At 63.0% G+C, this 15290-nt stretch carries 14 protein-coding genes; 9 read left to right on the forward strand and 5 right to left on the reverse strand.

The annotated features are described in order from the left end of the window. Positions 1-20 precede the first annotated feature (20 nt). Positions 21-1991, forward strand: a complete 1971-nt coding sequence (locus tag Q0603_RS06465; protein ID WP_298723785.1) for a tandem-95 repeat protein — start codon at positions 21-23, stop codon at positions 1989-1991. 162 nt (positions 1992-2153) lie between these two features. On the opposite strand, the gene Q0603_RS06470 is transcribed toward Q0603_RS06465, so the two are convergent. Beyond that, entirely contained in the window at positions 2154-3128 is a 975-nt protein-coding gene (locus tag Q0603_RS06470) for a glycosyltransferase family A protein (RefSeq protein ID WP_298723787.1), read from the reverse strand. 139 nt (positions 3129-3267) lie between these two features. Between Q0603_RS06470 and Q0603_RS06475 the strand changes: the two genes are divergently transcribed. After that, positions 3268-4494 (forward strand): glycosyltransferase family 4 protein, encoded by a 1227-nt coding sequence (locus tag Q0603_RS06475; protein ID WP_298723789.1) that lies wholly within the window; start codon positions 3268-3270, stop codon positions 4492-4494. A 562-nt stretch (positions 4495-5056) separates the two neighbouring features. Here the strand turns inward: Q0603_RS06475 and Q0603_RS19335 are convergent. Then, positions 5057-5107, reverse strand: coding sequence for a hypothetical protein (locus Q0603_RS19335; protein ID WP_366132460.1), 51 nt, complete (start codon positions 5105-5107; stop codon positions 5057-5059). Here Q0603_RS19335 and Q0603_RS19340 point away from each other — a divergent pair. The 3 genes from Q0603_RS19340 (at position 5098) to Q0603_RS06490 (ending at position 7576) form a co-directional block, all read left to right on the forward strand. Further along, on the forward strand, positions 5098-5877 hold the full coding sequence (locus Q0603_RS19340) for an O-antigen ligase family protein (protein ID WP_366132461.1): 780 nt from the start codon (positions 5098-5100) through the stop codon (positions 5875-5877). The genes Q0603_RS19335 and Q0603_RS19340 overlap by 10 nt on opposite strands. Then, on the forward strand, positions 5874-6926 hold the full coding sequence (locus Q0603_RS06485; protein ID WP_298723793.1) for a right-handed parallel beta-helix repeat-containing protein: 1053 nt from the start codon (positions 5874-5876) through the stop codon (positions 6924-6926). The genes Q0603_RS19340 and Q0603_RS06485 overlap by 4 nt, the downstream gene beginning before the upstream one ends. A 65-nt stretch (positions 6927-6991) precedes the next feature. Continuing rightward, complete coding sequence (locus Q0603_RS06490; RefSeq protein ID WP_298723796.1) at positions 6992-7576, forward strand: phosphatase PAP2 family protein; 585 nt, start codon at positions 6992-6994, stop codon at positions 7574-7576. A gap of 17 nt (positions 7577-7593) precedes the next feature. Here Q0603_RS06490 and Q0603_RS06495 read toward each other — a convergent pair whose 3' ends face one another. After that, a complete protein-coding gene (locus Q0603_RS06495; protein WP_298723798.1) occupies positions 7594-8388 on the reverse strand; it encodes a DUF2243 domain-containing protein in 795 nt (264 codons plus the stop codon). Positions 8389-8448: 60 nt separating this feature from the next. Continuing rightward, positions 8449-9288, reverse strand: coding sequence for a universal stress protein (locus Q0603_RS06500; RefSeq protein WP_298723800.1), 840 nt, complete (start codon positions 9286-9288; stop codon positions 8449-8451). A gap of 190 nt (positions 9289-9478) precedes the next feature. Here Q0603_RS06500 and Q0603_RS06505 point away from each other — a divergent pair, with 190 nt between their 5' ends. Next, positions 9479-9886, forward strand: coding sequence for a hypothetical protein (locus tag Q0603_RS06505; RefSeq protein WP_298723802.1), 408 nt, complete (start codon positions 9479-9481; stop codon positions 9884-9886). A 25-nt stretch (positions 9887-9911) separates the two neighbouring features. Here Q0603_RS06505 and Q0603_RS06510 read toward each other — a convergent pair whose 3' ends face one another. Then, positions 9912-10409, reverse strand: coding sequence for an Lrp/AsnC family transcriptional regulator (locus Q0603_RS06510; RefSeq protein WP_298723804.1), 498 nt, complete (start codon positions 10407-10409; stop codon positions 9912-9914). A gap of 500 nt (positions 10410-10909) precedes the next feature. On the opposite strand from Q0603_RS06510, the gene trxB reads away from it, so the two are divergent. From trxB to Q0603_RS06525, 3 genes are all read left to right on the forward strand, one after another. After that, complete coding sequence (gene trxB, locus Q0603_RS06515; protein WP_298723807.1) at positions 10910-11878, forward strand: thioredoxin-disulfide reductase; 969 nt, start codon at positions 10910-10912, stop codon at positions 11876-11878. A gap of 29 nt (positions 11879-11907) precedes the next feature. Next, positions 11908-12804: a LysR family transcriptional regulator gene (locus tag Q0603_RS06520; RefSeq protein ID WP_298723809.1), complete on the forward strand. Its 897-nt coding sequence runs from the start codon at positions 11908-11910 to the stop codon at positions 12802-12804. A gap of 79 nt (positions 12805-12883) precedes the next feature. After that, positions 12884-15019, forward strand: a complete 2136-nt coding sequence (locus Q0603_RS06525) for an ATP-binding protein (protein WP_298723811.1) — start codon at positions 12884-12886, stop codon at positions 15017-15019. The last annotated feature ends 271 nt before the right edge of the window (positions 15020-15290 follow it).

Genomic DNA, 15290 nt, shown 5'->3' on the forward strand with positions numbered 1-15290 from the left:
TCCCGGCCGGAACGTATAACGTGTCCGGCCTTGTCCTGCCCGGCAACATCACGCTGAAGGCGGGCGGCAATGTCACCCTGAACGGCAACCTGACCGTGGGCGGCAACAACACCACCATCAGCGGGTTCACCTTCGCCGGTGGAACCGTCAATATCGGCAACACGACCGGCACGAAGATCGAGAATTCTGTCTTCAACGGCGGCAGCCGCGCGATCAACCTCGACAACGCGAAGTCCGCCTCGATCGTGAACAACGAGTTCCACAAGGTGTCCGGCAATGTCATTGCCGGCTGGGGCCTCGACCAGTCGACCATCTCGGGCAACAAGTTTTACGATTCCTGGCAGCCCATCAATCTGAACTTCAACAACAATCACTCCCAGGGCCGCAACATCACCATCGAGAACAACTACTTCACCGGCACGCAGCGCATGCCGATCGAGGTTGGTCCGGCCGAGGCCTATACGCTGAACATGGTGGTGCGGGGCAACTGGTCGGAGAACATGAACAACGCCGGTTCCGACCGCGGCTGGAGCACGGATGTCGCCTACTCTCTGGTGCAGGGCAACGGCGTCAACACCGTGATCACCGGCAACTATGCCAAGGGCATCGGCACCGGCGTCGGCATCGAGCTGAACGGCTCGGGCGAGATCTACGGCAACTACATCGAGAACTTCTGGTACGGCTCGATTGTCTACGGCAAGGGCTTCAACGTTCATGACAATGCCTTTGTCGGTGACTACATCGAGCGGGTGCTGAATTACGGCAACCAGTCGGGCACGATTGCCAACAACAAGACCTCGGCGAACGGCTTCCCGATGCCGAAGAAGCCCGGCAGCGCGCCTGCGACGACCGAGCCCAAGCCGACCGAGCCGAAGCCGGCCGATCCCGATCCGGTCGACACGGATCCGGCGCCGACCGACGGCAAGGGCAGCGGTCATCCGGTGATCGCGGTCGACGACAACTACAAGATCGACGTCAATCAGTCCCACTGGTTCAACACCAGGCACATACTGATGAACGACAAGGGCCTCGATGGCGGCCTCAAGGTCACCAAGATCGACTCCAAGAGCGCGGCCGGTGGCACGGTCACGCTGTCGAGCGATGGCACGGTCAAGTACACTCCGGTCAAGAACTGGCAGGGCAAGGATTCGATCGAGTACACCGTGGTTGACAAGGACGGCAGCTCGGACACCGGCACGATCTACTTCCAGGTCGGCAACGGTTCCTCGACGACGACGCCGAAGCCTGCCGAACCGGCGCCCAGCAACCCGCCGGTCAGCGGCGGCGGCACCGGCAACCCGGTGGTTGCCGGCGATGACTACTACAAGACCAACGTCGATCAGAAATGGTACTTCAACACGAAGTATCTGCTGCTCAACGATAAGGGTCTTGATGGCGGCCTGAAGGTCACCGCCGTGGCATCCAAGTCGGCTGCCGGCGCCACCGTCACGCTTGATGAGAAGGGCACTGCCATCTACACCCCGCTGAAGGGCTGGCAGGGCCATGACACCATCGAATACACGCTGGTGGATAAGGACGGCAGCACGGATATCGGCATCGTCCACATGCAGGTTGGTGACGGTACCGCGACGACGACGCCCCCGAGCAGCGGCACGACCAATCCGCCTCCGTCGAACGGTGGCAACACTGGTGGCAGCACCGGCGGCAGCAATCCTGCTCCGTCGACCGGCACCGGCAATCCGGTGGTGGCCGGCGACGACTACCAGAAGACCCAGGCCGGGTCGAAGTACTACTTCAACAGCAAGTATCTGCTGATGAACGATACCGGCAAGGATGGTGGCCTGAAGGTCACCGAGATCGGCACCGTGACCGAAAAGGGCGGCACCGTGAAGTGGGATGCCAGCACCGGCACGGCGATCTACACGCCGAAGACCGGCTTCAGCGGCAAGGATGCCGTCGACTATACGGTGGTTGACAAGGATGGCAGCCAGGATATCGGCACTATCCATTTCGACGTGCTGCTGGCCTGATCGAAACAGCAATCTGAAGCCTCCTGGCCGCCGGAAAAATCCGGCGGCCTTTTTTTCCCGGCCGAATTTTGTCTTGGCCGAAGCCGGGCCAGTCAGTGCCCCCAACTCTGTCCGCCGGACCGTCATTCGCCGGACTGCTTTTCTCTGGTTTTCTCTAGACCGTTATCCCCCGTTCCGCGTGCCCAAGGCCGATTTCAGCGCCGGCTCGTAAGGCTGGCGATCCTGAAGGCCGACCAGCGCGCCGGTCAGGCGCTGCCACTGATGGCCGCGCGACACAGCCCGATGCACAACGGCATAAAAACAGGCGCAGCGCTGCGACAGCGGAAGCTCGGCGGCGATCGCTGTGCGGCAATAGGCGAACAGCAGCTTGAGCTGCTGGATGAAGATCGAATCCTGCCGCCCCGAAAACCAGGCCGCGCGGTAGGTGCCGGAGGTCTGGGCGCTGAATTGCTGCGCGTGGCAGCGCCGGTAAAACAGCGTGTCCTGGCCGAGCCAGAACGGGCCAAGCAGGCTCATCCGCGCAAGCAGAACCTTGTCGGCGCCGCTGAAGGCGCCCTGTGGCATCGCCCGCAGCAGCGCCGCGTGACGCATAAGGCCGAAGATTTCGATGCACATGAACATGTTGAGCATCACGGCCCGGAAACGCCGCACGGGATCCGCCGCCATGAGATCGGTGTTCTGTTCCGGCAAGGGCGGCCAGCAGACGCCCATGCGGTCCACATTGCCGCCGCGCTCAGGAGAGTAGGGCAGCGGGGCGCCGGTTTCATCGATCAGCACCGAGGCGGGCGAGGCGAGCACGATGCCGGGATCGCGTTCCAGGGCATCGAGGCAGGTCTGCAGGAATTCAGGCCCCAGCACATCGTCATGCGCCGCCCATTTGAAATACGGCGTGTCGCATTGGGCGGCGACGAAATTGTAGTTTGCGGCAGCGCCGATGTTGCGTGGCTGGCGGATGTAGCGGATCCGCGCGTCCTTCTTTGCGTAGGCGTGGCAGATATCCCCGGTGCCGTCCGTCGAGGCGTTGTCGGAGATCAGCAGAACAAAATCCGGGTAGGTCTGGGCCAGGATGGAGTCGATGGCCGCCGCCAGATAGTTCTCGCCGTTATAGACCGGAAGGCCAACGGTGATTTTTTTCATGCCTGCCCTGCGGACGTGCCCTTATTTGCCTGCGCCAAGGATTACAGGAGTCGATAAGAAAAAAAAGACAATTTTATATTTTTTCTTTTCTTTTTTTCTGGGGTCTGGCATCGTTATGATCCAACGAGGAGGCAAGTCCTTGAAAATCCTGCTTTCCGCCTTTGCTTGTGAGCCGGATCGAGGCTCCGAGTATGCCGTGGGCTGGAACTGGGCGTTGTCGCTTGTCCGCGCCGGGCATGACGTCGTGGTGCTGACCTGTTCCGAAGCCAGGCCGGCCATCACCCGCACCCTGGAAAAGCTGCAGCTGAACCGGCGCCTGCGCTGCGAATATTTCGACGTGCCAAAGCCCTTCCGGTGGAAGGCCCGCGGGCCGCTGCATCTGCATGCCGCCCTATGGCAATGGATGGCGGTCGACTTCGCCAAGGAGCTGCACAAGCGGGAAAAGTTCGACCGCGTCCATCACGTCACCTATGCCGGGCTGCGCATTCCAAGCTTCATGGGCCGGCTGGGGATTCCCTTCGTCTTCGGTCCGGTCGGCGGCGGCGAGCGCGCGCCGTGGCGCCTGCGCTGGGGCTACAGCCTGTACGGGCTGATCCATGATGCGGCGCGGGACGCCGCCAACGCCCTGATCCCGTTCATGCCCTTCCTGACCGAGACGCTGGAGCGGGCTGAGCGGATTTACGTCACCTCAAGCGATACGCTGCGCCTCCTGCCGCGCCGCTTCCACGACAAGGCGAAGGTTGAGCTTGCGATCGGTGCCGAGGATTCAGACGCCACCATCGCCCAGCCTGTTTCGCGCCCGCCGCGGAAGGATTGTTTCCGTGTTCTGTTTGCCGGTCGCTTTGTCGACTACAAGGGCATGCATCTTGGGCTGCCGGCTTTCGCGCGGCTGGTCCAGGCGATACCGACAGCACGGCTGACCATGGCCGGAGACGGGCCGATGAAGCGCCGCTGGCAGAAGCTGGCGGACGAGCTTGGCATAGCGGACAGCATCGACTGGCTGCCCTGGCAGGATCATCACGGCATGGCCGTGCTGTATGCCAATCACGACGTTCTGCTGTTCTCGGCCATGCACGATACCGGCGGCATGGTGGCGCTGGAGGCGATGCATCACGGCCTGCCGGTTGTCTGCCTCAAGATCGGCGGACCCGCGGCGCTGGTCGATGCGAGCTGCGGCTACGCCGTGGATCCCAGGGATAAAAGCGCGGCGCAGGTGATCGCCGAAATGGGAGACGCGCTCATCAGCCTTGCCCGCGAAAACACCCGGGCCGCACTGGCGCAGGGCGCGCGGCAGCGCTGCCATGTCTTTTCGTGGCGGGAAAAGGTCATCAGGATCCACGGCCTGGCTGACGAGAGCCCGGCCTGATGGGGGACGGGCCTGATGGGCACGGCGCTTGACCGCCTGAAAGTCTCCGCGCTGCTGGTTCTCCTGGCCGGGTATCTCATCCTGGATTACCCCTTCATGCTGCTGCGGATTCCGCCGGTCGGCTTCGGCATTCCGCTGGGCGAGGTGCTGCTTGTCATCGTTCTGCTCGGCATCAATCCACGGCTGGCGCTGTCCCGTCTGGGCTGCGTCACCCTGCTGGCGCCGTTTCTGGTCTGGTGGGGCTGGGGGCTGGGGCGCCTGGCTTTCGATGCGGCCGAGCATGGGATGTGGGCGCTGCGCGATGCCACGTCCATGATCGAATCCCTTTACGTGCTGGTCGGCTTCAGCCTTGCGGCCGATCCGCGCGCCACCGAGCGGCTGATCCGCTGGCTCTATCCCATCATCGTAATCGGCTGCTCATACTGTCTGCTGTATGTCTTCGCCGATCAGCTCGCGGCCATCTCGCCCACAATCTTGGGCGCGTCCGGCCAGGCGGTGCCGATATTCGGCGCCTTCGCGATGGCGGGCACCATGCTGCTCTGGGCGGCATTTGCATGCCTGATCACCCCGACGCAGCAGCCGCACCGCCGATTGCTGCTGACGGTGGCGGCAGGTTTCCTGATCGCCTTTGCGATGATCGTGCTGCAGAAGCGCACGACCTATCTGCAGCTCGCCGGTCTTGCCGCCTTGCTGCTCTATGTCCGGCCGCGGGCTCTCAGCCGCCTCGGGATCACGCTGCCGCTCTTGGGATTTGCGCTCCTCGTCATCACCGCTTTCGACATCCGCATTTCCGGACGGCTGACATCGGAAATATCACTGTCCTTCTTCCTGGATCACCTGCTGGCAATCGTCGGCATCGGCACCGACGAACAGGGCGCCATTGCCGATGCTGCCAGCGGCGTGCCCTTGCGCCTGCATTGGTGGACGCGCATCTACGAGCAGCTGACCAGCGATCCCATTGCCCTGATCGGCGGCCTTGGCTACGGAATTCCGCTGACGGATTTCAGGGATACGCTGGGTGTCGTCACCCGCGAGCCGCATAACTCGGTGATCTCCGTGGTGGCGCGGCTCGGCCTGATCGGCCTCCTATCCTGGATCTGGATCGTGATGGCGTTCTTCCGCGCTGGCTTCCAGGTCTATTGGATCAGCCGCCGCCGGGGCTATGACGAGATTTCCCGCCTCGCCCTGCTCGTCATCGCCTTCGCGATCCTGACCTTGGTCGGCTGCGTCGGCGAGGACAATATGGAAAAGCCTTTCTTTGCCATCCCCTTCTATACGCTCTGGGGCTTCATACTCCGGATCGCTTACCAGTTGCGCGGCGAGGTAGCGGGAGAATATCCGGCTGCGGCGGGGCTGCGCATCGCGCGGTCGGAATATCCATGAGCGCGCTGCCCGTCATCGGCACGGTATTGATCCTGCTTGCGGCCGGATCCTGCCTATCCATCGCGGCAGCATCGGATGACAATCGCGGGCTCGAAGACGCCATCCAGCGGGTCCGTGCCGGCGACACGGTGATCATCGAGCCCGGCACATATCACGTTGCCAATCTCGAACTGCCGCCGGATGTAATCCTCCATGCGCCCGAGGGCGCCACCATCGTCGGCAATCTGATTGTGCGCGGCCCGGGAACGGTGATCAGAGGCTTCACGCTGGATGGCGGCATGATCGACATTTCGCGCTCCCATGCGGTCACCATCGGCGATTGCCTGTTCAAGGGCGGCGAGACAGCCATCAAGCTCGATGAAGCCAGCGGCGCGCTGATCGTCAACAACGAGTTCCGCGCAGTGGCCGGCGGCGTCATCACGGGATGGGGACTGGATCGCTCGACGATCTCCGGCAACCATTTCTACGATTGCGGCCAATGCATCAACCTTGCCTTTAACAATGACCGCGAGCGGGGGCGGGGCATCGCCATCGAACGCAACATCTTCAAGGGCGTAGCCCGGATGCCGGTCGAGGTCGGCCCCATCGGCGCCTATACCGAGAACCTCGTCGTGCGCGACAACTGGGCGGAGGAGTTCCGCAACCGCGGTCCCGATCCGGGCGAAACCATGTCCACCTTCGTTGCCTATTCACTGGTGCCGACCCATGGCGTCAATACGGTGATTACGGGCAACTACGCCATCGCAGGCTCACGGGGGCGCGGCGATATCGGCATCGAGCTGGCCGGGTCGGGGACGATCACCGGCAACCATATCGAGGATTTCCGCTTCGGCGCGATCGTCTATGGCACTGACTTCCGGGTGCGTGACAATCTGTTCCTGCGTACGACCGATGCGGCCGTTCTCAACTACGCCAATCTGCCGGGCGAGATTTCGCTGGATGGTGAAAGCTCCCGAATCACGCATCCGCCTGAACGCCGCGCTTGGCCATGCCGTGCATCCGAAGGCGGAGCGGAGCATTTCCATCTTCCCGACTGGCCGTGTGACTGAATGCGCCACCGTTCACTTCTGAGCAAGGTTCCGATTTTACATCCGCCAGGCGGGCATGATTGCTGATGCAGGAGGCTTTCTTTGCGAAAGTGACACTTCTGGGCGATCCGCTGCTGCTGCTCTTCTGCGGGTTCGGGGTGTTCTTCTATCTCTGGAGCGACGATGAGCGCCGCGCTCTCGCCCGGAGCTGGGCCATCTCATTTGGCCTTTGCGTGCTGCTGACTGTTGCCGGCAAATTCGTGCTGCATCTCATCCGCTGGAATGACGGCACTGCCCTGCGGCTGCTTAGCCCGAGCGGGCATGTGGCGATCGGCACCAGCTTTTATGGCTGCTGCGCCATGATGCTGAGCATGCAGCAGGGCCGGACCATGCGTGCCGTGATCTGGACAGGCGTGGCCTTGCTGCTCGGCCTGATCGCCGTCAGCCGTCTGGTGCTGCAACTGCATTCTGTCCCGGAGATCGTCCTCGCCTTTGCCATCGGCGGAGTATCGCTTACCGTCTTCATCCGTCATCCGGACAGCCATCGGCCAGTCCAGCTCCGATCCGGCCAGATGATCGCGCTGATCGTGCTGCTTGCAGTCGCTTTCCTCACGCCGCATCTGAGCGGCGAGGCGCTGATCCTTTACGTCACCGGAAAGATCGGTAACTGAAGGCAGTTCTATCGCTGTCAGATCGGCTTGCGCTGCGTCCAGGTCAGGCAGCCACCGATGATGCCGTCGCCCACCAGCCAGGCGCCATGGCGATAGAGCGTAAGGCTGCTTTGCGCTGGCGGCAGCAAAAGCGTCCAGAGCGCGCCGGAGCGGTCGGACCACACGACGCGGGCATCGAGCGCGACGGCTGCAGCAAAGACCTGTGCTGCATCGGCGGCGGGGAAGAAGGCCAGTACCTGCCTGTCTTGCGATCGATCCTGCTGTGGCGGGAGCGCTGCATAGGCGCCTGCCGTGACGATCAACAGGCTCAGCAACACCGATGCAGCGGTGGCGCTTCGCAGCGAGCCGCCGGAATATGTGCCGCCGCGGCGCAGCCACAATCCCATCGCCAGCGGCATCAGGCCGAAGAGCGTGAACCAGATGAGATCCCAGAGCAGCGGATTGGGCGAATCCATCTTGATGCGATGCAGCCCGATGATCCAATGCGACAGCACGCCATCGAGGATGTGCCAAAGGCCGAAGCCGATGGCGCCATGTGCTAGCAGCAGCCGTCCGCCGCGCGGTGCGGCAAGGCTTGCGCGCTCACGCCATAACAGCCACAGGCCGAATACGGCCACCACATACATCAGCGCATGAAAGAGGCCGTCGGCCATGAGCTGCAGACGCAGGTCGCGGAAGGCCTCGCCCTCCAGGCCGAGCAGCAGATGATGCCATTGCAGGATCTGGTGCAGCAGAATGCCGTCGAAGAATCCGCTCAAGGCGAAGCCGAGCAGAAAGCCGGGCCAGACAAAGCCTGATGAAAGATCGCGCATGCAGCCGGAACCCCGTCCCTGCGGGAAGGTTCCGGCGATGGACTATGGCTCGCCGCGCGACTAGCCGCGCAGTGCCATGACGTCGCAGCGCAGCAGGTCCAGCATGGCTTCGGCCACACTGCCGAGTAAGACATTGCCCACGCCATCCTTGCCATGGGTGCCGATCACCACAAGGTCGGGGTCGAGGCGGTCGATCTGTTCCTGCAGGACGGCGGTGGCGCGGCCGCTGCCAAAAACAAGCTCCGGGCCGCCCGGCTTGCCGGGCACGCCGCAGCCCGCGGTGGCGCAGCGGGCAGTGACCATGTCGGCAATCAGGTTTCGCCGCTCCTCCGCCTTGGCCGCATCGCCGGTTTCGTCGACATGCAGCACGCAGAATTTCGCACCGGGGAATTTGCCGAGCGCAAGATCGAGCGCTTGACGCGAGGGCGCGCCAAGATCGACCGCGATGGCAACATGCCGATAGGGCCGGCGCGGGCGGACCTTGACGACCAGAGCGGGGCAAGGCGCGCGACGCACCACCTTGTCGATCGTGGTGCCGCGCAGCAGGCCGGTCAGCGACAGATCGGTCGAAACGCCCATGACGATGAGATCGGCCGACATGGCACCGGCTTCCTGAAGGATTGCCTCGGGCGCCTTGCCCGGCACGACTTTCAGTGTGGTCTGGATATGCGCAGGCAGTTCGGCATCACGCAGTTCGCGTTCCAGGCTTGCCTGCGCCTCGCGCAGATTAAGGTTGATATACCGCTCGGGCAGGATGTCGGCATCCACGGCATGCAGGACGCAAAGCGAAGCGCCGCTCGTCTCAGCCAGCAAGACGGCGCGGTCAAAGGCGCGGTCGGTATTCGCAGTCAGGTCGGAAGCGACCAGAATCCGGCTGAAGCCCTTGGTGTTGCTCTGCATGGTGATGATGTTCCCTGCTGTTACCGACTGTTATGCGCTGTTAACCACACTAGTCCGTTGTGGCAGCCCTGGGGATGACCCAGATCAAATCCAGCGCAAAGGGTTTAATTCCGGTTACAGGCTGATCCAGGTCAATATCTTCAAGTCCTGTTCTGCGCTATTCAGGAGGGGCATGCAGAGGATGTCCGCCATGAGCACCCGCAACCAGGTCATCATCGCGCTGATCACGGCGCTTGTCGTGACGGCAGCCATCTTCGGGCTGGAAAGCGGCGGCTTCCTGGAGGGCTGGTGGTTCGAGATCGCGCTGGTCGCGGGCTTCAGCCTGACCGCGGTGATCTGCTATGCCGTTACGGCGCCGGCGGCTGTGTTGTCCTACATGCTGGTCGGACTGACGCTCGGCTATTGCAGCGCTTCCATTGGCGTCGCGGCCTATTTCGCTTCGCTGGCCTGGCTGCTGGAGGCCGAGCAGGCGGCTTCCAACTGGCGTGTGGTCGCCGGCATTGCCGCGTCCGACCTTGTCCTGGCGCTCGCCGCGCTGCCTGCCGTGATCAAGGTGGTCCGCATCGAGGACCAGCGGGTGGTCAGCGGCGCAACTTAAGCATCAGTATTATTCCGTAGCCGATTTAATCCGCAGCCTGTTCCTCGGCCGGCATGTCGACTGGCACGCCAGGGGCGTTCTTCGAGCAGCGGATGGTCAGCGCGGTTTTCACATGCGCGACGTTGGGCAGCGCCGTCAGTTCCTTGGTCAGGAAGGTCTGATAGGCGTCCCAGTCGCGGGCGACGATCTTTAGGATGAAATCATTCTCGCCCGCCAGCATGTAGCATTCGCGCACCTGGTCCCAATTGGCGACGGTCTGCTCGAAGGCCACCAGGTCATGCTCGGCCTGACTGTTGAGGCCGACCAGGGCGAAGACGGTGACGCCATAGCCCAGCAACTGTGGGTTGAGATCAGCATGGTAGCCGCGGATATAGCCGGCTTCCTCCAGGGCGCGCACCCGGCGCAGGCAGGGCGGCGCAGAGATGCCGACCCGCTGGGCGAGATCCACATTGGTCATCCGCCCATCGGCCTGCAGGTCGGACAGGATCTTGCGGTCGATGAGGTCGAGTTTTACACGCTGCATGGAAATTTTCTCGAAAGCTGTCTGGGCGCAATAATATTATAAACTTTAAGGGGGGCCAACCCATGGCTTATTTTATTTCACGCATTTGCAAGGTTCCCAGCGGCCCACGCTGGAAAATCGGAGATGTATTACATTTTTTACGCCCTAAAGTGGTGGTCGCCCTGGCTTGGCCAGATACCGAGGCCGCACACCGTTATGGGCTACAGCCATAGGCGGCGTAACGGCGGACACCGTCAGCGGGCAAGAGTGAGATACCGGGGACCGGTTAGGCTCCTTGCTCGGCCATCATTAGAGTGATGTATGCGCCGGAGGGCAGAGACCGGTGCCAGCGAGTCGCAACGAGCATTCGCGAACTGAGAATTGAGTCTAGACGATTGGCATGCTGCGGCGCAAAGCCTGCCGTGAAACATGCTTCCCGGCGCAGCTGTTGCACCGCCACAAAGCGCTGTCATAATTGAGAACAATCAATTTTGTGCAACGCGCGCGTCGGAGTCTCCACCATGGCCGCCACGTACCGTACCAAAGTCCTCATTCTCGGCTCCGGTCCGGCCGGCTGCACGGCGGCGATCTATGCGGCGCGCGCATCGCTGAAACCGATTCTGGTGCATGGCCTGCAGCCGGGAGGCCAGCTCACCATCACCACCGACGTCGAGAATTATCCGGGCTTTGCCGAGGTGATCCAGGGCCCCTGGCTGATGCAGCAGATGGAGGCCCAGGCCGCCCATGTCGGCACCGAGATCATCAACGACTACATCGTCTCGGTCGATCTCTCGAAGCGGCCCTTCGTGGCCAAGGGCGATACCGGCGACACCTATATCGGCGACACGCTGATCATCGCCACCGGCGCCCAGGCGCGCTGGCTGGGCCTGCCGAGCGAGCAGGCTTTCCAGGGCTTCGGTGTTTCCGCCTGCGCCACCTGCGACGGCTTTTTCTTCCGCGGCAAGAAAGTGGTCGTGGTCGGCGGCGGCAATACGGCGGTGGAAGAGGCGCTGTATCTGACCAACCATGCCAGCGAAGTGACCGTCGTGCATCGCCGCGACAGCTTCCGCGCCGAGAAGATTCTGCAGCAGCGCCTGTTCGCCAATCCGAAGATCAAGGTGATCTGGGACAGCGTGGTCGACGAAATCCTCGGCGACGAGGAGCCGAAGGGCGTCACCGGCGTACGGCTGAAGAATGTGAAGACCGGGGCGACACAGGTGGTGCCGACCGACGGCGTGTTCATTGCCATCGGCCATTCGCCGAATACCGAGCTGTTCAAGGGCCAGCTGCCGCTGGACAGCGACGGCTATCTGGTCACCAAGCCCGGCACAACGCAGACGTCGATTCCAGGCGTCTTCGCCGCCGGCGACGTGCAGGACAAGATTTACCGCCAGGCGGTGACGGCAGCCGGTACCGGCTGCATGGCCGCGCTGGAGGCTGAGAAATTCCTGGCGCATCACGCAGAGCCATCAGCCGAAGCGGCCGATTGACGCGTCGTTAGCGGGGCAGGGGGGAGTGAATGTCGGCGCTCGACTGGGACAAGCTGCGCATTTTTCATGCCGTTGCCGAAGCCGGCAGCCTGACCCATGCCGGCGAGGCACTGGGCTTGAGCCAGTCGGCGGTCAGCCGCCAGATCGGCGCGCTGGAAGCGCAGCTCAACGCGACGCTATTCCATCGCCATGCGCGCGGCCTGATCCTGACCGAACAGGGCGAGCTGCTCTACCGCACCGCGCGCGAGATCTTCGCGCGGCTGGCGGTAACGGAAGCGATGATCGCCGATGCCAAGGACAAGCCTTCGGGCGATCTGTGCGTCACCACGACGGTGGCGTTCGGCACCATCTGGCTGGCGCCGCGCTTGCGCGAATTCATGGACCTTTATCCCGATATCCGCATCGAGATGGTGGTGGACGACCGCGAGTTGGACCTGTCCATGCGCGAGGCCGATGTGGCGATCCGCATGTGGAAGCCGACCCAGGCCGATCTGATCTACCGCAAGCTGCTGACGGTGCATAACCACGTCTACGCTTCGGTGGATTACGTCACCCGCCATGGCGCGCCGCAGACGCTGGAGGATCTCGATCACCACAAGCTGATTGTCTATGGCGAAGAGGCGCCGGCTTATTTCAGCAACATCAACTGGCTGCTGAAGGCAGGCGATCCGGTCGCGCCGCGCGAGCCGACATTGTCGATCAACAACGTCTATGGCGTGATGCAGGCGGTCGCAAGCGGATTGGGCATTGCCTCGCTTCCCGACTACATGGCGGAGGGCAATCCGCGCATCGTGCGTGTGCTGCCTAATGTCGATGGGCCGGGCTTCGATACGTTCCTGGTCTATCCGGAAGAATTGCGCAACACCAAGCGGCTTGCCGTATTCCGCGATTTCCTTCTGCGCAAGGTGGCGGACTGGCAGTATTGAGATGATGCCCCGGCCGCCGCTGCCCGACATACTCGCCCGCCGAAACGAGTTACTGGTCAGGATCCGGCAGCCATACGACATGGTGGGGCAAGTCTTCGCCGCGGCTGTCGCGGCACTGCTGCTCGATGGAGCGCTGCCCGATCTGTGGCGTTTCGGCTATGTCGCGGCGACGCTGATCGTGGTCCTGCTGCAATATTTCACGCATCGCACCTTCCGCGCCGACCGGAACCGCTTGCGCCGACCGAAGGACTGGTGGCTGCGGCTGGCGGCGATCTATGTGCTGAACGGCACACTGTTCGGTGCCATGATGGTCATCCTGGTCACGCTGCCGCGCGAGCCTGCGCCGCTCTTGGCACTGATGGTGGTGGTCGGCATGACCACCTCGGTGGCGCTGACGATCTCGGTGCAGCTCGTGCTCTCGGCAGCAGTCATCCTGACGGCGACCGTGCCCGCCATCGTGGTGCTGCTGCTCAGCCCGATGCCCGACAGCAAGCTGTTCGCCGCCGCCGCCGTCATCCTGGCGGGCCTGCTGCTGTCGTTTGCCTATCGCCTGAACCACTATTTCCGCCGCAGCACCGCGCTGGTCCTGCGGCTGCGCAACATGCTGCAGGACCGCGCGCGGACCAGCGAGCATGCCGAGGAGACGCAGCGCCGCCTGCGTCTCATCCTCGACACCGCGCCGTTCCCGATCGTGGTGGCGCGCCGCGAAGACGGCGCCTTCCTGTACAGCAACCGGCCGGCCGCCGAGCTGTTCGGCATCGAAGGCCAGCTTGTCGCCGCTTCGCCGCGCTACGTGCTCGATCCGCTGCATCATCAGCGCATCTTCGGCCAGCAGAGCACGCAATCGGACGAAGAGCTTCAGATCGCCACGGCACAAGGCAAGACGATCTGGGCCACCATCGCCGCCGTGCCGATGCAATATGCCGGCGAAGACGCAGCCCTGGTGGTGGTCAACGACGTCACTGCCAAGCACGCCTCGGAAGAGCGGCTGCGCGAAGCTGAGCAGCGGCTCAGCGACGCGCTCGCGGTTGCGCCCGATGGCGTCGGCCTGTTCGATGACCAGGACCGGCTGATCATCTGCAACAAGGCCTATGCCGATATCGCCGGCGTGCCGCTATCGCAGATCATCGGCATGTCGCATGACGAGATCTGCCGCCGGTCGATGGCCAACCGCCCGCGGCCAGGGCAAGCCGGGGTGCGTACCGATTACCAGGGCTGGTACGCCGAGCGTGTGCGCACCTTCAAGGCGGCCAGCGGCGAGCCGCATATTTTCCTCGATACCGGCAGCCGGCGCTGGCTGCAGATCCGCGACTTCCGCCTCGCTTCAGGCGGCACCGCCTCGCTGATTACTGATATTAGCGAATTGAAGGCGCGCGAGCGCGAACTGCGCGAGGCGAACGAAAACCTCGCAGCCCAGGCGGAAATGCTGGCGGCGCGCTCCGAGACCCTGGAGGCGGCGCGCAAGACGGCGATCAAGGCGCATCAGGATGCGGAATACGCCAACCGGGCGAAGTCGCAATTCCTCGCCCATATGAGTCATGAACTGCGTACACCGCTGAACGCCATCATCGGTTTTTCCGAGATTATGGCGATGCATCTGCTCGGACCTTCGGGCGTGCCGCAATATGACCGCTATGCGGAGGACATCCTCGCCGCCGGCCGCCATCTGCTGTCGGTGATCGACGACATCCTCGACCTGTCGAAGGTCGAGGCCGGCAAGATGAAGCTGGTCTGCGACCATGTACCGTGGAGCCGGCTCGCCAGCGATTGCCTGACGCTGCTGCGGCCGATGGCGGCCGACCGCATGATCGTGCTGCAGGCCGAACCGGCCCCGGAAGGTGCGGCGCTTTATGCTGACGAGCGGCTGGCCAAGCAGATGCTGGTGAACCTGCTGTCGAATGCGGTGAAATACACGCCCTCGGGCGGCCAGGCCGCCCTCCGCCTGCGCCCGCAGTCCGATGGCAGCGCGGTGGTCGAGGTGGCCGATACCGGCGTCGGCATGGGGCCGGAAGATGTCGAGAAGGCCCTGGAGCCGTTCGGGCGGATCGACTCTGCCCTGGTGTCGCAGATGCGCGGCACGGGTCTTGGATTGCCGCTCGTAAAAGCCTTGATAGAACTGCATGGCGGCCGTCTGGAAATCGACAGCGAAGTGGGCAAAGGCACCGTCGTAAGGTTGTATTTTCCCTCGCCTCCTGCCGTAACGGGAGCGAACTAAGCCCTTTCAACTCTTGGTAATTTTTGTCACTGAGTAGTTATGCGGACATCGCATAGCTGGCTTGACAATTCGATGGATACTCATTGACGACGGTAACGGGTAAATCTTTGCCCGTCAGATGTTGCGTCGCAGCATCTTCTAGGTTTTTGGCTCCGGCCAGAAACTTTGGCCGGGATAGCTCCCCCGCTGTTTCGGCCATCCGCGCGTCTCGCGCGGAGCCTCCCTGTTAAGACTTGCCGGCCTGGTTTTCCAGGCCGGCCTTTTTTTTATC

The organism is uncultured Ferrovibrio sp. (assembly GCF_937960835.1).
Lineage (GTDB): Bacteria > Pseudomonadota > Alphaproteobacteria > Ferrovibrionales > Ferrovibrionaceae > Ferrovibrio.

Coding starts and splice junctions, on each gene's coding strand:
- Q0603_RS06500 (WP_298723800.1), bottom strand. CDS start 9,288: ATGCAGAGCAACACCAAGGGCTTCAGCCGGATTCTGGTCGCTTCCGAC.
- Q0603_RS06520 (WP_298723809.1), top strand. CDS start 11,908: ATGTCGGCGCTCGACTGGGACAAGCTGCGCATTTTTCATGCCGTTGCC.
- Q0603_RS06525 (WP_298723811.1), top strand. CDS start 12,884: ATGGTGGGGCAAGTCTTCGCCGCGGCTGTCGCGGCACTGCTGCTCGAT.
- Q0603_RS06485 (WP_298723793.1), top strand. CDS start 5,874: ATGAGCGCGCTGCCCGTCATCGGCACGGTATTGATCCTGCTTGCGGCC.
- Q0603_RS06490 (WP_298723796.1), top strand. CDS start 6,992: ATGCAGGAGGCTTTCTTTGCGAAAGTGACACTTCTGGGCGATCCGCTG.
- Q0603_RS06495 (WP_298723798.1), bottom strand. CDS start 8,388: ATGCGCGATCTTTCATCAGGCTTTGTCTGGCCCGGCTTTCTGCTCGGC.
- Q0603_RS06470 (WP_298723787.1), bottom strand. CDS start 3,128: ATGAAAAAAATCACCGTTGGCCTTCCGGTCTATAACGGCGAGAACTAT.
- Q0603_RS06505 (WP_298723802.1), top strand. CDS start 9,479: ATGAGCACCCGCAACCAGGTCATCATCGCGCTGATCACGGCGCTTGTC.
- Q0603_RS06510 (WP_298723804.1), bottom strand. CDS start 10,409: ATGCAGCGTGTAAAACTCGACCTCATCGACCGCAAGATCCTGTCCGAC.
- trxB (WP_298723807.1), top strand. CDS start 10,910: ATGGCCGCCACGTACCGTACCAAAGTCCTCATTCTCGGCTCCGGTCCG.